Source organism: Romboutsia sp. LXY-2 (assembly GCF_056171995.1).
The window spans coordinates 59593-82207 of the sequence record NZ_JBKFGI010000015.1 but is presented as its reverse complement, the minus strand read 5'-3'; the positions used below and the strand labels follow the sequence as shown (position 1 = coordinate 82207).

Annotated in this window: 20 protein-coding genes, 1 pseudogene and 1 riboswitch; of the genes and pseudogenes, 17 read left to right on the top strand and 4 right to left on the bottom strand. The window is 31.0% G+C overall.

Translation table 11 applies throughout. The features are described 5' to 3' along the window. Positions 1 to 97 precede the first annotated feature (97 nt). Entirely contained in the window at positions 98 to 727 is a 630-nt protein-coding gene (locus tag ACI48P_RS19295; protein WP_475218744.1) for a redox-sensing transcriptional repressor Rex, read from the top strand. 109 nt (positions 728 to 836) lie between these two features. On the opposite strand, the gene ACI48P_RS19290 is transcribed toward ACI48P_RS19295, so the two are convergent. Then, positions 837 to 1007, bottom strand: coding sequence for a DUF362 domain-containing protein (locus ACI48P_RS19290; RefSeq protein ID WP_475218742.1), 171 nt, complete (start codon positions 1005 to 1007; stop codon positions 837 to 839). Positions 1008 to 1534: 527 nt separating this feature from the next. Here ACI48P_RS19290 and ACI48P_RS19285 point away from each other — a divergent pair. From ACI48P_RS19285 to pyrE, 7 genes are all read left to right on the top strand, one after another. Then, complete coding sequence (locus ACI48P_RS19285; protein ID WP_475218740.1) at positions 1535 to 2839, top strand: Glu/Leu/Phe/Val family dehydrogenase; 1305 nt, start codon at positions 1535 to 1537, stop codon at positions 2837 to 2839. A 703-nt stretch (positions 2840 to 3542) separates the two neighbouring features. After that, positions 3543 to 4637: a C40 family peptidase gene (locus tag ACI48P_RS19280; protein ID WP_475218738.1), complete on the top strand. Its 1095-nt coding sequence runs from the start codon at positions 3543 to 3545 to the stop codon at positions 4635 to 4637. 231 nt (positions 4638 to 4868) lie between these two features. Continuing rightward, entirely contained in the window at positions 4869 to 5792 is a 924-nt protein-coding gene (pyrB, locus tag ACI48P_RS19275; protein ID WP_475218737.1) for an aspartate carbamoyltransferase, read from the top strand. After that, entirely contained in the window at positions 5785 to 6999 is a 1215-nt protein-coding gene (locus ACI48P_RS19270; RefSeq protein WP_475218735.1) for a dihydroorotase, read from the top strand. Before pyrB ends, ACI48P_RS19270 begins: the two co-directional genes overlap by 8 nt. After that, positions 7000 to 7686 (top strand): dihydroorotate dehydrogenase electron transfer subunit, encoded by a 687-nt coding sequence (locus ACI48P_RS19265; protein WP_475218733.1) that lies wholly within the window; start codon positions 7000 to 7002, stop codon positions 7684 to 7686. It begins immediately after the preceding gene. Next, positions 7686 to 8588, top strand: a complete 903-nt coding sequence (locus tag ACI48P_RS19260) for a dihydroorotate dehydrogenase (protein ID WP_475218731.1) — start codon at positions 7686 to 7688, stop codon at positions 8586 to 8588. Before ACI48P_RS19265 ends, ACI48P_RS19260 begins: the two co-directional genes overlap by 1 nt. A gap of 120 nt (positions 8589 to 8708) precedes the next feature. Then, on the top strand, positions 8709 to 9293 hold the full coding sequence (pyrE, locus tag ACI48P_RS19255) for an orotate phosphoribosyltransferase (RefSeq protein WP_475218729.1): 585 nt from the start codon (positions 8709 to 8711) through the stop codon (positions 9291 to 9293). A gap of 271 nt (positions 9294 to 9564) precedes the next feature. Here pyrE and ACI48P_RS19250 read toward each other — a convergent pair whose 3' ends face one another. Continuing rightward, positions 9565 to 10461, bottom strand: a complete 897-nt coding sequence (locus ACI48P_RS19250; RefSeq protein ID WP_475218727.1) for a LysR family transcriptional regulator — start codon at positions 10459 to 10461, stop codon at positions 9565 to 9567. 195 nt (positions 10462 to 10656) lie between these two features. Between ACI48P_RS19250 and ACI48P_RS19245 the strand changes: the two genes are divergently transcribed. Further along, positions 10657 to 11700, top strand: a complete 1044-nt coding sequence (locus tag ACI48P_RS19245; RefSeq protein ID WP_475218725.1) for a YeiH family protein — start codon at positions 10657 to 10659, stop codon at positions 11698 to 11700. Positions 11701 to 11830: 130 nt separating this feature from the next. Here the strand turns inward: ACI48P_RS19245 and ACI48P_RS19240 are convergent, their stop codons facing one another. Beyond that, a complete protein-coding gene (locus ACI48P_RS19240; RefSeq protein ID WP_475218724.1) occupies positions 11831 to 12484 on the bottom strand; it encodes a deoxynucleoside kinase in 654 nt (217 codons plus the stop codon). After that, positions 12484 to 13140: a deoxynucleoside kinase gene (locus tag ACI48P_RS19235; RefSeq protein ID WP_475218722.1), complete on the bottom strand. Its 657-nt coding sequence runs from the start codon at positions 13138 to 13140 to the stop codon at positions 12484 to 12486. The genes ACI48P_RS19240 and ACI48P_RS19235 overlap by 1 nt, the downstream gene beginning before the upstream one ends. Before the next feature lie 173 nt (positions 13141 to 13313). Between ACI48P_RS19235 and ACI48P_RS19230 the strand changes: the two genes are divergently transcribed. The 8 genes and pseudogenes from ACI48P_RS19230 to guaB all read left to right on the top strand — a co-directional run bounded on the left by ACI48P_RS19230 (position 13314) and on the right by guaB (position 22615). Then, complete coding sequence (locus ACI48P_RS19230; protein WP_475218720.1) at positions 13314 to 14189, top strand: DNA-3-methyladenine glycosylase family protein; 876 nt, start codon at positions 13314 to 13316, stop codon at positions 14187 to 14189. Positions 14190 to 14206: 17 nt separating this feature from the next. Next, on the top strand, positions 14207 to 15694 hold the full coding sequence (gene cls, locus ACI48P_RS19225) for a cardiolipin synthase (protein WP_475218718.1): 1488 nt from the start codon (positions 14207 to 14209) through the stop codon (positions 15692 to 15694). A gap of 188 nt (positions 15695 to 15882) precedes the next feature. After that, positions 15883 to 16167 carry a co-chaperone GroES gene (locus ACI48P_RS19220; protein ID WP_475218716.1) on the top strand — a complete coding sequence of 95 codons (285 nt, stop codon included), beginning with the start codon at positions 15883 to 15885 and terminating at the stop codon, positions 16165 to 16167. A gap of 22 nt (positions 16168 to 16189) precedes the next feature. After that, the gene (groL, locus tag ACI48P_RS19215; RefSeq protein WP_475218714.1) at positions 16190 to 17809 is read left to right on the top strand and encodes a chaperonin GroEL; all 1620 of its coding nucleotides are present in this window, start codon (positions 16190 to 16192) and stop codon (positions 17807 to 17809) included. 275 nt (positions 17810 to 18084) lie between these two features. After that, positions 18085 to 18591, top strand: a complete 507-nt coding sequence (locus tag ACI48P_RS19210; RefSeq protein WP_475218712.1) for an AbrB family transcriptional regulator — start codon at positions 18085 to 18087, stop codon at positions 18589 to 18591. Between the two features lie 239 nt (positions 18592 to 18830). Beyond that, complete coding sequence (larB, locus tag ACI48P_RS19205; protein ID WP_475218710.1) at positions 18831 to 19574, top strand: nickel pincer cofactor biosynthesis protein LarB; 744 nt, start codon at positions 18831 to 18833, stop codon at positions 19572 to 19574. A 26-nt stretch (positions 19575 to 19600) separates the two neighbouring features. Further along, positions 19601 to 20784 (top strand): annotated as a pseudogene (larC, locus tag ACI48P_RS19200) (nickel pincer cofactor biosynthesis protein LarC). A 48-nt stretch (positions 20785 to 20832) separates the two neighbouring features. Beyond that, positions 20833 to 20934, top strand: a riboswitch (purine riboswitch). Between the two features lie 217 nt (positions 20935 to 21151). Next, positions 21152 to 22615 (top strand): IMP dehydrogenase, encoded by a 1464-nt coding sequence (gene guaB, locus ACI48P_RS19195; protein WP_475218708.1) that lies wholly within the window; start codon positions 21152 to 21154, stop codon positions 22613 to 22615.

Genomic DNA, 22615 nt, shown 5'->3' with positions numbered 1-22615 from the left:
ATAATGTTTTGATATAATATAATCAAGGATATATGTATTATGTTTGACAAATTAAAAAATACTAATTAAATAGAACTGAAATCATGGAGGTGAGAATATGGCAAGCAAAAACATATCAATGGCGGTTATAAGAAGACTACCAAAATATCATAGATATCTTGGAGATTTATTGGATAGAGATATACAAAGAATATCATCTAAAGAATTAAGTGATATTATAGGTTTTACAGCTTCTCAAATTAGACAAGATTTAAACAACTTTGGGGGATTCGGTCAACAAGGATATGGATATAATGTAGAGGCCTTATACAATGAAATAGGAAAGATATTAGGATTAGATAGAACTTATAAAGCAATACTAGTAGGAGCTGGGAACCTAGGACAAGCTATTGCAAACTATTCAGGGTTTAGAAAAGCTGGATTCGAGATAAAGGCACTATTTGATGCTAATCCTAGAATGATAGGTTTAAAAATAAGGGAATTCGAGATATTAGATTCGGAAAAAATCGAAGAATTTATAAAAGAGAATGAAATTGATATAGCTATATTATGTATACCTAAAAATGGTGCACAAGAGCTAGTAAATAGAATCGTGGAAGCTGGTGTTAAAGGAGTATGGAACTTTGCTCCATTAGACCTAGAAGTTCCGTCTGATGTAATAGTAGAGAATGTTAACTTAACAGAAAGTTTATTTACTCTATCATATTTAATGAAAGAATCAGAGTAATAGAAATATATAAAAAGTCATAAAACTCGTGTTTTATGACTTTTTTATTTGAAATTAAAAAAAACTGATATAGTAGATTAAATCTACCATATCAGTTTTTTATACAAAATTATTCTGGTTGTGGAGCGTCAACTGGACAAACTCCAGCACAAGAACCACAGTCTATACAAGCATCTCCGTTTATAACGTATGCGTCATCTCCAGCAGATATACAGCTAACTGGACATTCAGCTTCACAAGCACCACAGCTTATGCAAGCATCATTTATTATGTAAGCCATCTCAAAATCCTCCCTTTATGATTAAATTTGTTCAGTAACATTATAACAAAATTTGTAAAAGATAACAATTAATTTATAATTATAACGCTTTATATTTTTCGACAAAAATTACTATATAATTATAGCCTTAACAATAAGCCAAAATATAAGAAATAAAATAAAGTAAATATGAAATACTTTGTTATTAAATATAGTTATTAATAGATATAATAATAATTTAAATTATAGCAGATATAAAATGCATAACTATTTAATATTATGCAATAAAAATTATGATATTTATAAATGAAAAAAAATATATAACTTTAAAAGTAACAACTTTAAAAAATATAAATGGAGGTTTGTTTTTTGCGATTTGACTTAACAAAAATAACAAAAATAACCAAAGTGCTTAGTAAAACAATAAACATTTTTTTAACAACACAAATGCGAAATAAGTGTGCTATAATCATGGTGTAAGCTAAGAAAAAAACATTTTCCTTAGCGAGGGGTGTAGAATAGAGTATTTTATTAAGGGGGCTTTTAAAATGGCAGAAAAAACTTTAAATGTATTTGAAATTGCAAGATCTCAAATAAAAAATGCATGTGATAAACTAGGAACAGATCCAGCAGTATATGAGATATTAAAAAATCCAATGAGAGTTATGGAAGTATCATTCCCTGTAAAAATGGATGATGGATCAACAAAATCATTTACTGGATACAGATCTCAACATAATAATGCATGTGGACCTTTCAAAGGTGGTTTAAGATTCCATCCAGATGTAAATATAGATGAGGTAAAAGCATTATCTATGTGGATGACATTTAAATGCTCAGTAGTAGGAATACCTTATGGTGGAGGTAAAGGTGGTATGGCCATCGATCCTAATGAATATTCTCAAGGGGAATTAGAAAGAATATCAAGAGGATTTGCTAAGTCTATAGCTCCAATAATAGGAGAAAAAGAAGATATACCTGCTCCAGATGTTAATACAAATGGACAAATAATGTCTTGGATGTTAGATGAATATTCTGAAGTAACAGGACAATTCTCTCCAGGAACATTTACTGGTAAGCCAGTAGATTTCTATGGTTCTTTAGCTAGAACTGAAGCTACAGGATTTGGTGTAGCAACAATGGCTTTAGAAGCAGCTAAGAAATTAGGAATAGATGTAAATGATGTTACTGTAGGGCTTCAAGGATGCGGAAACGTTGGAAGCTTTGCTGGTATGTATATAGAAGAGTTTGGAGCTAAGGTGGTTGCAGTAGGTGACCATACTGGTGATATATATAATGAAAATGGAATAGATATGAAGGCTTTAATGGAATACGTTAAGAGAACTAGAGGAGTTAAAGGATTCCCTGGTGCAGAGCCAACTGATATAAATGTATTAGATAGAGAAGTAGATATATTAATGCCATGTGCATTAGAAAACCAATTAACTTCTAAAAATGCAGCTAATGTAAAAGCTAAGATAATAGCTGAAGGAGCAAATGGACCAACTACTCCAGAAGCTGATGCTATATTCTTTGAAAGAGGATTAACTGTAGTACCTGATATATTAGCTAACAGTGGTGGAGTTACAGTATCTTACTTCGAATGGGTACAAAACTTAATGAGATATACTTGGACATTTGAAGAAGTTCAAGAAAAACAACAAAAAGTAATGATTAAAGCTTTCGAAGAAATATGGGCTTTATCTAAAGAATACAATGTAGACATGAGAACAGCAGCATACATGATGTCTATAAAGAGAGTATCAGATGCTATGAAGTTAAGAGGATGGTATACTGATACACCTGAAAGTGTATTAGCTAAAAATGAAAATGAAGAAGTAGCTATGGCTTAATAATAAAAAGGTATGAAAATATTTATTTTCATACCTTTTTTACGTATAAGAAATTTATGATAGTTCAAAGTCTGTGAATAATTCATGTAAGCAAGTGATACCAATGCACTAATCTTAAGTAAAATAAAATCGCAGACGTAGTCGCTTAAAAAAGCTTTTGAGAAACGGACGGAGTCGTTGGCGACATGAGCGAAGCGAATTTTTTATGTATAAACTATTTTTAATAAATCATGATCTATATATTATCTAAAAAATATGACCAAATTGTAACGAATTTATATAATTAGATACTATATTAAATGTTTTTTATTAATTTATAAAAATAAACAAAAAATGGAAAACGATATTTAAGGGCATAAAAAAAACGCATAATATGCGTAAATTGCCTGAAATCACCACGAATAAACCACAAAAACCTTTACAATAACCCAATTTAAGGGTATAATTATAAAAAAAGGTATATTTAGGTGACGAATTGGATATAATAATTAATTTGATTAATTATTTAAATGTTTTTATACAAGATGTAAATTTAAACACCTTTTCTTAATATAAGATTACTACAAAAAAGGTATGAATAGATTACAAATAAGTTACAAAAGAATTTACAAAAATCTTGTGTATTAGTATTTTATCCTAACTGAGTTTAACCTGTAAAATAGCACGTAAGAAAACTTATGGTGAATTTTTAGGAGGAAATATCGTGAAGAGAAAAATATTAGTACCGATGTTTGCGTCGGTTGTAGCATTATCTATGGGCTCGATCGCAAATGCAGATGAAGTTAATAATGAACAAGTTGAAAATAATGATACTAAATCAAATGATATATTAGATTTAGGAGAATATACAGAAACTACATATAAAAAAGCTGTTGTAAAAGACGGTGTAGGTGTAAAAATAAGAGAACAAGGTAGTGTTCAAACTGTTGCTTACTCAGGAGAAGAGTTTTCAGTTATAGGAACTCAAGGGGAATGGGTTAAAGTTAAAATAGGAGATTCAGAAGGTTGGTTACCATCTAGATACGTAGATGTAACAGAATCTACTGGATTTACTAGTCATGACAGAGTAAACTTCAGAAAAGAAGCTAACACAGATTCTGAGATAATAGAAGAATTAACAGTAGGAACATCATTCAAGGTATTAGAAGCTAATGGAGAATGGTTAAAAGTTAAAAAGGGAGAAACAGAAGGATATGTAAGTTCATTATACGTATCTGATAAAGCTCCAGTAATAGAGAAAGTTGAAGAAGAAGTTCAAGCAACTTCAAATGAAACTCAATCGAATACTCAAAATACTACAAGTAGACCAAGCAACAATACTTCAAATAATAATTCAAGCAACAATAGCTCAAGCAACAACAATACGAGTTCAAAGCCGTCTCAAGATAATAATGGGTCATACAACCCACCATCATCTAATACGTCATTAGCTCAAGCAGTTGTTAACCTAGCTTATTCAAAAATAGGATCTCCATATGTTTGGGGAGCTGAAGGTCCAAATGCGTTTGACTGTTCAGGTCTTACATCATATGTTTACAGAAATGCAGCAGGAATATCTTTACCAAGAACATCTTCTGCACAAGCTGGATACGGTAAAACTGTAAGCAAAGCAAACTTACAACCAGGAGACTTAGTATTCTTCACTACAAATGGTACAGGTGGAGTTAGCCACGTTGGTATATATGTAGGTGGAGGAAACATGGTACATTCACCAGCTCCAGGACAAACTGTTCATGTAGCAAACATAAACAACTCTTACTACGGACCAAGATTCGTAACGGCTAAGAGAGTTTTATAATAGACGATAATAAGACTGTTTCGTATGGATTACATATTCATTATGAACCAGTCTTTTTTGTATATTAATTTACTAAATAACGTTATTTTAGAGTTAAGTTTAATTTGTTAAATTAGATTCAATAAATTGGTATAATCTATTGACATAAAATAGCAAAGATGATAAGCTACTACAAAGAATAAAAATACTTTTAAATTTAGTCCAGAGAGGCTAAAAAAGGAGGAAAATAATATGTTAAATTCAAGAAATTTAATCCAACCAGAAGACTTTTCTGTTAAAGAAATAGATGAAATATTAGAATTAGCTCAAAATATAATTGACAATCCGTCGAAATATTCCCGTATATGTGAAGGTAAATTACTGGCTACGTTATTTTACGAGCCATCAACAAGAACAAGATTAAGCTTTGAAGCTGCAATGAACAGACTAGGTGGAAGAGTAATTGGTTTCTCAGAACCAGGTTCATCATCTGTATCAAAAGGAGAATCATTAGGTGATACAATAAGAACAGTATCAAATTATGCTGATGTAATAGCTATGAGACATCCTAAGGCAGGAGCCGCAGCAGAAGCAATAAAATATACGGAAGTACCATTTATAAACGCAGGGGATGGCGGAAATCAACACCCAACTCAAACACTTACAGATCTATTAACTATAAAAACCCTAAAAGGAAATTTAGAAAATCACACAATAGGAATATGTGGAGATTTAAAATATGGAAGAACAGTACATTCCTTAGTAAAAGCAATGGCAAGATATAAAAATACTAAGTTTGTATTTATAGCTCCAGAAGAATTAAAGATGCCTGATTATATAAAAGAAGCAATACAAGGTCATGCATATTATGAAACTACAAACCTAGAAGAAGTAATAGGTAGCTTAGATGTTTTATATATGACAAGAGTTCAAAAAGAAAGATTTGACGATGAAGAAGAATATGAAAGACTAAAGGACTATTATATATTAAATAAATCTAAGATGGAAAATGCTAATAAAGATATGATAGTTATGCATCCATTACCAAGAGTAAATGAAATTGATGTAGATATGGATGATGATGAAAGAGCAGTATACTTCAAACAAGCTAAGTATGGAATGTTTGTAAGAATGGCATTAATAACTAAACTTCTAGGGGTGGACATAAATGAATAATATACTGATTAGAAATGTAAGAGTCGTAGATGCAAATCAAGACACGATAAAAGATGTGTTATTATCTGAAGGAAAAATAACTAAAATAGATGATTGTATAACAATAGATAATATAACTGAAGAAGTTAAAATAAATGAAAATATAGAACCTGAGAATATAAGTATAGAAATTATAAATGGGGAAGGTTATACACTTATGCCATCATTTATAGACCTACATACACACTTAAGAGATCCAGGATTAACACATAAAGAAGACTTAGAAACAGGTCAAAAGGCAGCTTTAAAAGGTGGATTTACAGTACTTTGCCCTATGGCAAATACTAAGCCTGTTTGTGATAATAAAGAAGTAATGGAATATGTACTTAAGAAAGCTGAAAAATTAGACCTATGTGATATTAAGCAAGTATGTGCTATAACTAAAAATCTAGATGGTGAAGAGATGATAGATATACCTTATATGAGAAAGTATACAGACTTATTCTCAGATGATGGATATACATTATTCAACGAAGAAATAATGAAAGACGCTTTAAAATTATCTAAAGAACTAGATTTTAAAGTGTTAACTCACTGCCAACCTGAATTTATGATAGTAGAAAGAGATTTAAAACTTCTTAAAGAAGTTGGTGGAAACTTACACATATGCCATATAAGCTTAGAAGATACTCTTGAAGAAATAAAGAAATATAAAAAAGAAGGATATAACTTTACTTGTGAAGTAGGTCCACACCATATATATGGATATGGGCTAGAATATAGAGTAAACCCATCCTTTGCAGAAGAAGAAGATATGAAAGTTTTAATACAAGGAATTAAAGATGGATATATAGATATGATAGGAACTGACCATGCACCGCATACAAGTGAGGACAAGGAAAAAGGAGCTCCTGGAATATCAAATATAGAAGTAGCATTCCAAATGGTAAATAAGGTATTTAAAGAAAATAACATCTCCCTTAAAAAATTAAGTGAGATGATGAGTGCTAATCCAGCAAAACTTCTTAAATTAAACCAAGGATTAATAGAAGAAGGCTTAAGAGCAGATTTAGTAATAATAGATGAACATGCAGAAGATGTAATAGATACGGCTACATTTGTATCGAAAGGTAAAAATAATCCATTTGATGGGCAAAAAGTTATAGGTAAAGTATTATTAACAATAAGAGACGGAAAAGTAGTTTACAGAGCAGAGGGGGATATGTAAATGTATAAAATTCTAGAAAATAGATACGTAGGGGAAGATATGTATCTAATGAGAGTAGAAGGTAAATTTGACGGTAAAATGGGACAATTTTATATGTTAAGAGCATGGGATACATACCCACTATTATCAAGACCAATAAGTATACATGATATAGATGAAAATAGCATCAGCTTCTTATACAAAGTTATGGGAGAAGGAACTCAGATACTAAGTAAGCTAAAAGAAGATGATACTATAAAGTTAGAAGGACCATACGGTAATGGATACGAAAAAGTAGAAGGAAAAATAGCTTTAGTAGGTGGAGGAATAGGTGTAGCACCGTTATACTTAGTTGCTAAAAATTTAGAAAACTGTGATGCTTATTTAGGATTTAGAAACGAAGCGATATTAGAAAAAGAATATCAAGAAGTTTGTAATGAGGTTCATGTTGCAATAGGAAATACTTTTGTAACAGACATATTAGATGTAGAAAAATACGATTATATATTAACTTGTGGACCAACACCAATGATGGAGAAGTTAGTTAAGATGGTAGAAGGCACAAGCACTAAAATAATGGTATCTTTAGAAAATCACATGGCTTGCGGCGTAGGAGCTTGTTTAGTATGTACTTGTAAGACACAATTTGGAAATAAAAAGACTTGTAAAGATGGACCAGTGTTCTGGGGAGAGGACGTGATTTTCTAATGGCTAATTTAAATGTGAAATTCGGAAATATAGATTTTAAAAATCCAGTAGTAATGGCATCGGGAACATTTGGATTTGGAAAAGAATACAATGAAGTTTATGATATACAAAAGTTAGGTGGAGTAAGTAGTAAAGGACTTACATTAAATGCTAGACCAGGTAACGATGGTATGAGAGTGTGTGAAACTCCATCTGGAATGATGAACAGTGTAGGGCTAGAAAACCCTGGTGTACAAGGTTTTATAGATAATGAATTACAATTCTTCAAAAACTTAGACTTCGTTAGAATAGCTAATGTAGGTGGTGGAACATTAGAAGATTATATAGAAGGTGTTAAATTACTAAACGACCAACCAGTAGATATGATAGAACTTAATATATCTTGTCCAAATGTAAAAGCTGGGGGAATGGCTTTTGGTATAAAAAATGAAGTTGCAAGAGAAGTAGTAAGAGCTGTAAGACAAGTTACAGATTTACCATTAGTAGTAAAGTTATCACCAAATGCTGAAGATATAGTTGGAATGGCAAAGGTATGTGAAGAAGAAGGTGCAGATGGTATCTCTTTAGTAAATACTTTTAAAGCTATGGTTATAGATATAAATAAAAGAAAGCCTGTATTTGAAAATATATATGCAGGATTATCAGGACCAGCTATAAAGCCAATAGCCCTTAGAATGGTTCATGAGGTATGTAAAGCTGTAAATATACCTGTAATGGGAATGGGTGGAATAACAACTTGGCAAGATGCTATAGAGTTTATAATGGCTGGTGCTACATGTATCCAAGTTGGAACTGCAAACTTTATTAATCCTAAGATAGGACTTGATATAATAGCTGGAATAGAAAGCTATATGGAAAGAGAAGGAATAGAAAGCTTAGATGAAATAAGAGGAATATTATAAGCAGTTATATTAGTAAAAATAAAATAGTTAAAATATTAAGTTTAAAATAAATTAAAAAATAAGAAAAGGTATATGAATATCAAAATTAAGATATATACATAAAATTTGGAGGACATTATTATGAGTAAAGTAGATGTAGTAGATATATTAAAGAAAAGTGAAGCATTATTAGAAGGACACTTCTTATTATCTTCAGGAAAGCACAGTAACAGATATGTACAATGTGCAAAGGTGTTAAGATTCCCTCAATATGCAGAAGCAGTACTTAGCACAGTAGTTGATCAAATAAAAGACTTAGATATAGATTTAGTAGTTGGACCAGCAATGGGTGGAGTAATAGTTTCTTATGAATTAGGAAGACAATTAAACAAAGAAACAGTATTCACTGAAAGAAAAGATGGAGTAATGGAGTTAAGAAGAGGTTTCGAAGTTAAACCAGGAGCTAGAATAATAATAGCAGAAGACGTTGTTACAACTGGTAAATCAACAATAGAAACTAAGAAAGCTTTAGAAGCTTTAGGTGGAGAAGTTATAGGTGTTGCTTGTATAGCTAACAGAACAAATGATGATATAGGAATGCCTATATACAGCGCTATAAAGCTTGAAATACAAGTACATGATGCTGACAATTGTCCTTTATGTAATGAAGGTAAAATAGAATTAGTTAAGCCGGGAAGTAGAGAATTCAAAGAAATCGGAATGTAATGAGTTTTTCTGGGTAAACGGCGCTTCGGGGAGGGTATATTAGCTCTTTGTCATGCAGGCCAAGTTCGGGCCTGCAAATGACAAGGGAGCTGATATATCCTCCCCTTCGCTTGGTTTTATCGCGAAATTGGGAGTATGGGGAAAAAGAAAAAAGAAATAATAGAAAAAGCCATAATAAAATTAATTTGTTAATTAGTTTTATTATGGCTTTTTTACGTATCATAAAATTATGATAGATCATAGGCCGTTATATTTATTAGCAACACTAAGATTAGTTAGTTTTTAGGTTACTTGTATAATTTTTTAGTTCTTCTAAAAAGACTTCAGATGCTTTTGACATTGTTATGCTTTTAGGAAGTATGTATGAAAAATGTCTAGTGTATGATTCGTCTAATTCTATGATAGACAATTCGTTGATTTTGCACGCTGGTGTTGTTACTAAATCTGAGATTATTGTTATTCCTAGATTGTGTTTAACGGCTTCTTTAACTGCGTAGTTACTTCCTAATATCATTATTCCGTTTGGTATTATTTCGTTTGTACTTAAGAACATATTTAAAAAGTCGCGAGTTCCAGAACCTTCTTCACGAGCTATCCATTTTTGATTTTGAAGTTTTTCTAAAGAGAATGACTCTGAAGTTAGCTCAGATTTATAAGGAAGTGCTAATACCATCTTATCTTTTAAGAAATATTCTTGAATAAAGTTAGATGATGTTGCAGTTCCTTCAATAAGTCCTATATCTAATGTTAGGTCGTTTAAGTCTGAACAGATACAACTTGTATTAGCGATTATGACATCTACGTTAATATCTGGGTAAATCTTATCAAAATGTGATAAGAACTCTGGTAATATGTACTCTCCTATTGTGAAACTAGCCCCAACCTTTATGTGGCCTTTAATAGAATTTGAACAGCTTTTAACTTCCATTGAGGTAATATCTAATAAATTTATAATTTCTTTGGCTCTCTTATATAGTGTGTAACCATTTTCTGTTATAAAAATATTTTTTTGCTTAACAGATCTATTTATTAGTGTTACTCCAAAGGTATTTTCAAGGTTTTTAATATGTGTACTTACACTTGGTTGAGATAGATTAAGATGTTCACCAGCTCTAGTAAAATTTTTAAATTCTACTACGGCTACAAATGTTTTTAACTCTTCTAACATGACATATTCTCCTTACTAAATTTTTTGTATAAGAATATTATACACTTAATCATTAAAAATAATAATGATAAATATATTATTTATTTATTTTACTTATGGTTGATTAAATTGTATACTTTGTTCATAAGGTTGAACCGGAAATTAGATAATTGATTATTGTATATAAAATATTTAATAGAAAGGGAGTCGTGTTTTATGAATATAACTAAGAGTAGTTCGGATAATAGTAAATTTATATATAACATAAAGAAGATAATACCAGGATTAATAGTAAGTGTAAGTGTAGGTGTAGTAAGTATTTTACTTTCAACTCTAGTACCGAAGTTAGGGGCTGCAACTATAGCTATATTTTTAGGTATGTTAGTAGGTAACTTATTTTTAGGACAAGAAAAATTTCAAGAAGGATATAGATTCTCAGAAAGTGATTTATTATCATATTCTATAGTTCTATTAGGAGCAACATTAAATATTACAACTCTAATGGAGTTAGGTGTTGGAGGTATATTATTTATTGTTTTACAGATGACTATAACTATAGTGGGAGCACTATTTATAGGTAAAAAATTAGGGTTTGAAGATAACTTTAAATATCTTATGGCAAGTGGTAATGCAGTATGTGGTTCTTCTGCAATAGCAGCAACAGCTCCAGTAATAGATGCAGATGATAAAGATAAGGGTATAGCTATAACAATAGTAAATGTAACAGGTATATTCTTAATGTTTATATTACCTGTATTAACGCAAAAAATATATAACCATGAATTAGTTCAAACTTCAGCAATGATAGGTGGTACATTACAATCTGTAGGTCAAGTTGTTGCAAGTGGTGCTATGGTAAGCGAAAATGTAAAGGACTTATCGACTATATTTAAAATAGTAAGGGTTATATTATTAGTAGTAGTTGTATTTGTTTTCGGGCATTTAAAGAATAAATCAAATGTAGAAATACTAGAAGAGGAAATACAAGATACTAAATATAAAAAAATTAAAGCGCCTTGGTATGTTATAGGATTCTTTATCACTTGTGCTTTATTCTCAGCTAATATAATATCTCCACAAGTTTCAGAAATGTGTAAAATGATGAGTAATAAATTAGAGATAATAGCATTAGCAGCTATAGGTCTAAGGGTTAATATAAAAGACTTAATCAAACAAGGTAAGAAAGTTTCGTTATATGGATTATTTGTAGGTATCTTACAAATAGTAGCGGCTATAACATTAATAGGTATATTATTATAGGAATGTCCATTTGGGCATTCTTTTTTTACTAGCAAGAAAGCTATAAGGTTAGTATTTAATTGAATATAAATAATAGTGAATAACTTTTAGAAATATTTTATAAAACATATAAAAAGGGAATGTAGATAATCTACATTCCAAGTATTCCCTTTATTTCATCACATAACATGTCAAGATGTTCTGGATTTTGGATTAAATCAACTTCGTTTATATTTACATATAAAACTGGAGATTGATTATATTCACTGATCCATCTTTCGTATCTGTTGTGAAGATTTTTCCAGTAATCTAAATCAACAGCCTTTTCCATTTCACGACCTCTTAAGTTTATTCTATCAACTATTGTGTCTATAGAACCATCTAAGTATATCATTAAGTCAGGTCTTCTTAAATATGGTACCATATCATTGAATAAATCTCTGTAAGTTATATAGTCTCTCTTAGTCATTTTTTTGTTATCAAATAAGTTTCTAGCGAAGATTTCAACATCTTCATATATACTTCTATCTTGTATATTATTTAATCCGTTACTATCTATTTCTTTTTGTTGCTTAAACCTTTGAGCTAAGAAGTATAATTGTAAGTGGAATCCCCATTTTTCTTGATCTAAATAAAAATCTTCTAAATATGGATTACCATCTACCTTCTCATAGTGAGCTTCAAAACCAAGTTTTTCTGCAACTAATCTTGTTAAAGTTGATTTACCCGCACCAACATTTCCAGCAACGGTAATGAATAAGTCTCTATTTAATGGCTTATCGCATTGGTTTACTAATTTAAACATTATAACTGTCCTCCTAAGCTTTTTATGGCTTCTTCTATTTTGTCTATTATAAACTTTCTATCTTGTTCGTTGTTTAAGAAATCTAAGTTTGAATTATCAACTTCAATAATGATTGGCTCTGTACCCATAAAATTGTGTTTTATAGATAATGGATTAAAATAATATTTATATTCGTTGCTAAGTTCATGAATATAATTTTTATCCATTTGTCTTTCAAAACTTCTGTCCCTCATGGCAATTCGTTTCATTAAAACATCCGTACTTGAATTTAGATATATGATTATATCTGGTTGAGGTAGATCATTTACAAAAGTGTTATACACTTGCTTATATCTGTGAAATTGCATTTTATCAAGAGTTAACCCAGCGAATATTAAGTTTTTTATTATATGATAATCGCTGACAACGCCTTGACCTTTGCTAAGTACATCTCTTTCTACATCTTCTAATTGCTTTACCCTATTAAATAGAAAAAATGCTTCTGTTTGTAAAGCATATCCCTTAATATCTGTATAAAATTTTGATAAAAAAGGATTCTCTTCAACTATTTCTCTAAGTAGGGTATAGTTAAAGTGTTGGTTAAGTATAGTTGCTAGAGTAGTTTTACCTACCCCAATAGGTCCTTCCACTGCTATGAATACGCCTCTATCGTTCATAAAAATCACCTTCTAAATATAATGTCTTATGTATTTTATCAAAAAAGTTTATTTATTTCTACTCTAGACTTTTAAAATTAGTTTTGTATATACAAAATTGTTTAGTTAATTTATGAAAAATATGGGTAAATTAAATTTATTAATATTATTATCTTCAAAAGGAGTATTTACGTATGAAAATTTATGAAAATGAAAATAGTGTAATTTTAGAAGGGGTAACAGATTTTGACCCTAAACATATATTTGAATGTGGGCAGTGTTTTAGATGGCACAAACAAGAAGACGATTCTTATACAGGTGTAGCTTATGGAAAAGTAATAAATGTTAAGAGGGACGGAGAGAAAGTTTATTTAAATAATACTAATTTAAAGGATTTTGAGGACATTTGGTCTAATTACTTTGATTTAGGGACGGATTATTCTAAAATAAAAACTACATTAAGACAGATGGATGAGTATTTAGATAAAGCTTGTGATTTCGGATGGGGAATCAGAATATTAAAGCAAGATGGATGGGAAATGCTTATCTCATTTATTATATCTGCAAATAATAGAATACCAATGATACAAAGGGCTATAGAAAATTTATCTAAGACATATGGTACATTTATTCAGGTTTATGAAGGGAAAGAATATTATGCATTCCCAACGCCAGAACAGCTTAGTGTGGCTTCTCAGGAGGACATTAGAGCTTGTCAAACTGGATTTAGAGATAAATATATAAAGAGCACAGTAGATAGAATAATAGAAGACAAAGAAAATGTAACAGGATACAAAGAACTTGAAACTCAAATGTGCTTAAAGGCATTATCTAAATATAATGGAGTTGGACCTAAAGTAGCTGACTGTATTGCTTTATTTGGTATGGAAAAATTAGATACATTCCCAGTGGATGTATGGGTTAAAAGAGTAATGCAAGAATTTTATGTAAATGATGATATGAGTTTACATAAAATTAGACAGTATGCGGTAGATAAATTCGGTGATTTATCAGGATATGCACAACAATATCTATTCTATTATGCAAGGGAGCTAGGAATAGGTAAATAATAGAAGGGGGAGAAAATATGAACCCGATAGACATATTGTTTATAGGATATATGGTAATATCATATGTACTTGGAGCTATATTATCTATGTCGATTATACTTGAAAATAGAGACCCAGCAAAAACAATGACTTGGTTATTAATATTTATATTACTTCCGGGGATTGGGTTAGTTATTTATGGTGTGTTTGGAAGAAATATTAGAAAGATTAAGATATTTAAAACCCAAAAATTAGCTAATAATATAAAAGAAGAAAAGTTATTTGAGAATTTAGATGAAATAGAAGATCTAGTTAAGTTAGAAATGGAATCTATAAGACATGACAAACTGCTAGATGATGAAGACGATATAGCTAAGAAGAGAGTAATAAGTTTATTACTTAATACAGGTAAGTTTCCATTTACAGTAAACAATAAAGTAGATGTATTTGAAAATGGTAGCAAAAAATTTGATAGTCTTATTGAAGATATAAAAAATGCAAAAGAACATATCCATTTAGAGTATTTTATAATAAAAGATAGTGAAATCGGGCATAAGATTAAAGATGAACTTATAAAAAAAGCCCAAGAAGGTGTCCAGATTAGAATTCTATATGATGATGTTGGGTGTTGGAGATTTTGGTTCCATAGAGATTTCTTCAATGAAATGAAAAGAAAAGGTATAAAGATAGAACCTTTTTTACCAGCTAAGTTTCCTGTTATAGGTGGAAAGTTAAATTATAGAAATCATAGAAAAATAGTAGTGATTGACGGAACTATTGGATATACAGGGGGTATAAATATTGGTGATGAATATGTAGGCAAAAATAAAAAATTTGGATATTGGAGAGATACACATATAAGAGTAGAAGGTACGTCTGTGTATATGCTTCAAATGATATTCTTAATAGATTGGTATTATACAACAAGAGAAGTTATAATAACAAAAAAATACTTCCCAGATATAGAGTATAAAGGCGATAGCATGATTCAGGTTGTGGCGAGTGGTCCAGATAGTGATTGGGAAGCTATTCATTATGCATATTTCTCGGCTATATGCCAAGCTAAAAAAAGTGTATATATTGAAACTCCATATTTTATTCCAGATGAAAGTATATTGAGAGCGTTAAAAAGTGCGGCGCTAAGTGGAGTTGATGTAAGAATTATATTCCCTAAAATAGCAGACCACAAAATAGTAAATAGTGCTTCTTATTCATATTTTGAAGATATATTAAAATCTGGTGGTAAAGTGTATCTATATACAAAAGGATTTATGCATTCTAAAGTAGTAATAATAGATGATAAAATTGCTTCCACAGGCTCAGCTAATATGGATTTAAGAAGCTTTATGCTTAATTTTGAGATAAATGCTTTTATATATGATAAAGAAATAATCAAAATAATGACTAAAGATTTCTTTAGGGATATTGAAGATAGTGAGCCGTTAGATAGAGAGAGATTTGAAAAGCGAAGTATAATTATGAAAACTAAGCAATCAATAGCAAGATTATTCTCTCCAATATTATAGAAATAAACTTAAGAAAAATTGGCTATTTTGACGAAAATATACGAATGAAAAATAGCCTTTTTTTGCTCTAATCTATTGAAAATTATGGGTAAATAGTATATTATAATAATTGTTAGCACTCTACTTAATAGAGTGATAAAAATGTATAAAATATTTCTACATATATAATCATTTAGGAGGGATAGAAGATGAAAATAAGACCATTAGCTGACAGAGTAGTTATTAAAAAAGTAGAGGCAGAGGAAAAAACTGCAAGTGGAATAGTTTTACCAGGAGCGGCTAAAGAACAACCTCAAATGGCTGAAGTTGTAGAAGTCGGACCAGGTGGAATAGTTGATGGAAAAGAAATAACAATGGAATTAAAAGTTGGAGACAGAGTAATATTCCAAAAGTACGCAGGTACAGAAGTTAAAATAGATGGACAAGAGTTCACTATATTAAGACAAAGTGAAATCTTAGCAGTAGTTGAATAATACTTATTAGGAGGGGATAATAATGGCTAAAGAAATTAAGTTTGCTGAAGATACAAGAAAAGCATTAGAAAATGGTGTAAATAAATTAGCTAATACTGTAAAGGTAACATTAGGACCTAAAGGTAGAAATGTAATATTAGATAAAAAATTTGGTTCACCTTTAATAACTAATGATGGTGTTACAATAGCGAAAGAAATAGAATTAGAAGATAGATTTGAAAATATGGGAGCACAATTAGTTAAGGAAGTTGCTACTAAAACTAATGATGTTGCTGGAGATGGTACTACAACAGCTACAGTTCTTGCTCAAGCTATAATAAGAGAAGGACTAAAAAATGTAACAGCTGGAGCTAACCCTGTTTTAATAAGAAAGGGTATACAAAAAGCAGTTGATGTTGCTGTAGAAGAATTAAAATCTCAATCAAGAACTATAGAAACAAAAGAATCTATATCTCAAGTTGCTTCTATATCTGCTGGAGATGAAGAAGTAGGTAAGTTAATAGCTGAAGCTATGGAGATAGTAGGAAAAGATGGAGTTATAACTGTTGAAGAATCTAAAACTATGCATACAGAGCTAGATGCTGTTGAGGGTATGCAATTTGATAGAGGATTTGTATCTGCATACATGGTTACGGATGTAGATAAGATGGAAGCAGTATTAAACGATCCATATATATTAATAACAGATAGAAAAATATCAAATATTCAAGATATATTACCAGTGCTTGAGCAAATAGTTCAACAAGGTAAAAAATTATTAATAATAGCTGAAGATGTTGATGGTGAAGCATTATCTACATTAGTTGTTAATAAATTAAGAGGAACATTTGAAGTTGTAGCTGTTAAAGCTCCTGGATTTGGAGATAGAAGAAAAGCAATGCTTGAAGATATAGCTACACTTACAGGTGGGGTAGTAATATCTGAAGAGTTAGGATATGAATTAAAAGAAGCTAATATTACTATGTTAGGTAGAGCATCTTCAGTAAAGGTTACAAAAGATAGCACTACAATAGTAGATGGAGCTGGAGATAAGGCTGCTATAGAAAATAGAGTTAATCAAATAAAACATCAAGTAGAAGAAACTACTTCTGAATTTGATAAAGAAAAATTAATGGAAAGATTAGCTAAACTTGCTGGTGGAGTTGCTGTTGTTAAGGTAGGAGCTGCTACAGAAGTTGAAATGAAAGAAAGAAAGCTAAGAATAGAGGATGCACTTAATGCTACAAGAGCAGCTGTTGAAGAAGGTATAGTTGCTGGTGGAGGTACTGCATTAGTAAGTGTAATACCTGCTATAGAGAAGTTAATAGAGACTCTTGATGGAGAAATGAAATTAGGTGCTCAAATAATAAGAAAAGCATTAGAAGAACCATTAAGACAAATAGCAATAAATGCAGGTCTTGAAGGAGCTGTAATAGTTCAAACTGTTAAGAATGAAGATCCTGAAATAGGATTTGATGCACTAAATGAAAGATATGTAAATATGGTAGAGACAGGGATAGTTGACCCAACTAAGGTTACTAGAAGTGCTCTTCAAAATGCAGCATCGATAGCTGGTGTGTTCTTAACTACTGAAGCTGCTGTTGCTGATATACCTAGTGAAGATCCAATGCCAATGGGCGGCGGAATGCCAGGAATGATGTAGTAAGTGTTGCTGCTAAACTGAAAATTTGGAGATGGATTGGCGCTCCGGGGTGGATATATTAGTTTTATGTCATGCAGACTAAGATCGTGTCTGCAAATGACATTTAAACTAATATATCCATCCCTACGCTGAATCCCACTCCAAATTTTTTTTTATTTTACAATAATAATTGGAGTGGATATATAAAGACACTAAAAAGACATTTGCTTAAATAGTAAATCTAGATTTTTAGATTTATAATTTACTTATAAATGATATAAGTGCGAGGTGGATTTATGGAGAGAATAATTTATACATTATTAATAGGAGCTGTTGGTGGATATTTGGGTATTAAGCTTAAGATACCTGCTGGGGCTATGATAGGTTCTATGGTTTTTGTTGCTGTGTTTAATGTGTTCACTGGTAAAGGTGATATACCGCCTAATTTTAAGGTGGTGGCTCAAATTGTTATTGGTGCCATGATAGGCTTGAACTTTACTATGGAATCTATAAAAGGTTTGAAAGATTTGATATTACCGGCTATTGTTTTGGTTATTGGCTTAACTGCATTAAGTATATGCTTGGGATTGATTATACATAAGGTTACGGGTCTTGATTTGCCGACTGCCTTATTTAGTGCGGCTCCAGGTGGGATAGCTGATATGACTATAATGTCCGAATCTTTTGGTGCGCAGACTCATATTGTGGCATTGCTTCATTTGGTAAGGCTTACTACGGTGTTGACTATACTTCCTATTGTTATAAAAGTACTAACTTCTAAGGTTGTAGAGGTTCTTCAATAAAATATAATAACTACTATAAAACTATCTTTGGCTGTTTTGTTTGAGGTAGTTTTTTTATATGGAATAAAACTGTTATTATGATTCTAATAAAATAGTTAATATGTTAGTGTTTAGAAACGTAGAATATGCTAATAAATTTATATATAAGACTTTTTGATAATGTGGAAAATATAACCTATAAAGGGTATAATTCAATTATATGAAAAATAACTACACTATAATAGTAAAGAGGTATTGATATGGATTTGAGAGATTTACTACAGGAAGTTAAAAGTAATAACATGGATATAGATGAAGCTTTGAATAAGTTAAAAAACCTTCCTTATGAAGATCTTGGATATGCAAATATTGATCATCATAGGGAAATAAGAAATGGATACCCTGAGGTGATTTATTGTGAGGGGAAAAGTGATGAGCATATATTAGGTATAGTTGGCAAGATGTATGAAAAAAAATCTAATATACTGGGGACTAGATGTAGAAAAGAAACTTATGAAAAACTAAAAGAGATTTACCCTAATTGTGAATATGAGGAACTATCTAAAATACTAAAAATACAAAACCATTATATAACTAACAATGGTAAAGGTAAGATTTTAGTATTAACAGGAGGTACTTCTGACATTCCAGTAGCAGATGAAGCTTATTATACTGCGAAGTTTTTAGGGAATGATGTAGATAGAATTTATGATGTGGGTGTAGCTGGAATACATAGGTTATTAGACCGTAAACATATTTTAGATGAAGCTAGGGTAATAATTGCTGTGGCTGGTATGGAAGGAGCTCTTCCTAGTGTTGTAGGAGGTCTTGTGGATGTACCTGTAATAGCTGTGCCTACATCGGTAGGATATGGTGCTAATTTTGGTGGACTATCGGCTCTTTTAACAATGTTAAACAGTTGTGCATCTGGAATATCTGTTGTAAATATAGACAATGGATTTGGAGCAGGATACTTGGCATCCATGATAAATAAACTAAAATAATAAGTATACACTTAAGGAGAATATATATGGACCAAAGAATACTTTATTTTGACATAGTAAATGGAATATCAGGAGATATGACACTGGCAAGTTTATTGGATTTAGGAGTACCAAAGGAGATATTTCTGGAGGAAATAGAAAAACTAAATCTAAAAGGGGAATTTGAAATAAAAGTAAGTAAGAAAAATGAAAGTGGAATAGTAGGGACTAATGTAGAGGTAATTGCAAGAGAAACTCATGCTCATAGGCATTTAATAGATATATTTGATATCATTGATAATAGTGAATTAAATGAAGCTGTTAAGGATATGTCTAAAAAAATATTCATGACTATAGGTGAAGCTGAGGCGAAGGTTCATGGAACTACTATAGATAAAATACATTTCCATGAGGTGGGGGCTATAGATTCTATAGTAGACATAGTTGGATCAGCTATATTAATTGACTTACTTAATATAGATAAGATATGCACTAATTCAGTTCCTGTAGGATCTGGGTTTGTAAAGTGTGATCATGGTATTATGCCTGTTCCGGCTCCAGCTACAATAGAGATACTAAAAGATGTACCGATAAAGATGAACACAGTAAAAGGAGAGTGTACTACTCCAACAGGTGCAGCTATTATAAAAACACTATGTAATGAGTTCGTAGATGTAATAGAGTTTGAGCCGAAGCAAATAGGCTATGGTATAGGACATAAGAAATTTGAAATACCTAATATGTTAAGAACAATACTTGGTGAAAAAAAAAAGAAGAAGTAGTATATGAAATATGCGCAAATATAGATGATATGTCTTCTGAGATATATTCGTACTTATACGAAGTAATATTAGAAAAAGGCGCACTAGATATTTATACAGAAAATATCTATATGAAGAAGAATAGACCTGCTACAAAGTTGTCTATATTATGCGAGGAAGAAAAATTGCAAGAGTTTATAGAGTTATTACTTATTGAGACTAGTACCTTTGGTGTTAGATACAATAAGTTCTATAGGCAAAAGCTAGATAGAAAGTTTAAGATAATAGAGACACCTTATGGTAAAGTTAAAGTGAAAATTGGTTACTATAAAGGTAAAATAATTAAGGTGACTCCGGAGTATGAGGACTGTAAATTAATATCAAATGATAAACAAATACCATTATATAAAGTGTTCAATGAAATAAACTATACAATAAAAGAAAAAATAGGCCTAAAGTTATTGACATAAGGAATATTTTTTGATAAATTAATATACAACTTAAAGAAATAAATACATATAAATAAAATTATTATCACTCGTATATACTCAGAAATAAGGTCTGAGAGTTTCTACCGAGATACCGTAAATATCTCGACTATGAGTGAAATTATTATATCAGAATATCATCTTAAGTAAACTTGCAAGCCGATAACAAATCCTTGTAGGTTAGCTACAAAAGATATTTTGGAAGCCTGTATAGTAATTTCACTTTTATGAGCATTAATTATGGAAGTTACTATACAGGTTTTTTTGTACACAAAATAAAGACGAACTAAAAACAATAAAATCAATAAAAAATTCGTATATTATAAATTAAAATGGAAGGAGAACTACTATGGCAACGATACTAAAAGAAGGATTAACTTTTGATGATGTTTTATTAGTACCTAAGAAATCGGAGGTATTACCACACCAAGTAAACATAGGAACTAATTTAACTAAAAAGATAAAATTAAACATTCCTCTATTAAGTGCAGGTATGGATACAGTTACAGAATCTAAAATGGCTATATCTATGGCAAGACAAGGTGGTATGGGTATAATACACAAGAACATGTCAATAGAAGAACAAGCATTAGAGGTTGATAAAGTAAAGAGAAGTGAAAGTGGAGTTATAGTAGATCCATTCTATTTATCTAAAGATCACACTATACAAGATGCTGACGATATAATGGGAAGATACAAAATATCAGGTGTACCTATAGTTGATGAAGATAACAAGTTAATAGGGATAATAACTAACAGAGATATAAAATTCGAAGATGATATGACTAAGAGCATTGAAGAAGCTATGACTAAGGAAAACTTAGTAACTGCTAAAGAAGGAGTAACTTTAGAAGAGGCTCAACAAATACTTAAGAAAAATAAAATAGAAAAATTACCTATAGTAGATGACCAAGGTCACTTAAAAGGTTTAATAACAATAAAAGATATAGAAAAGAAAATACAATATCCAAATTCAGCTAAAGATGCTCAAGGTAGATTATTATGTGGGGCAGCTGTAGGAATAAGTGCAGACTTAATGGATAGAGTAGACGCATTAGTTAAAGCTAATGTAGACGTTATAGTGTTAGATAGTGCACACGGACATTCTAAAGGGGTTATGGATGCTGTAGGTAAAGTAAAATCAGCTTATCCAGAACTTCAAGTAATAGCTGGTAACGTAGCTACACCAGAAGCAACAGAAGACTTAATAAAAGCTGGAGCTGACTGTGTTAAGATAGGTATAGGACCAGGTTCTATATGTACTACAAGAGTAGTTGCAGGTATAGGAGTACCTCAAGTAACAGCTGTTATGGACTGTGCTGAAGTTGGTCATAAGTATGGAGTACCAGTTATAGCAGATGGTGGTATAAAGTTCTCTGGAGATGTTGTAAAAGCAATAGCTGCTGGAGCTTCAGCTTGTATGATGGGATCATTATTCGCAGGTACAGAAGAAAGTCCAGGGGAAATAGTTTTATACAGAGGTAGATCTTATAAGACATACAGAGGTATGGGATCTATAGGAGCAATGGAAAAAGGTTCGAAAGATAGATACTTCCAAAGTGATGCAAAGAAACTTGTTCCAGAAGGTGTTGAAGGAATGGTTGCATACAAAGGTAAAGCAGAAGAGATAGTGTTCCAAATGTTAGGTGGATTAAGAGCTGGTATGGGATACTGTGGAGCTCCTAGCATAAAGGATTTAATGGAAACAGCTACATTTATGAAAATAACAGCGGCATCTTTAAAAGAAAGTCATCCGCATGACATAACAATAACTAAAGAAGCGCCAAACTATAGTGTACAAGGAGAGATATAG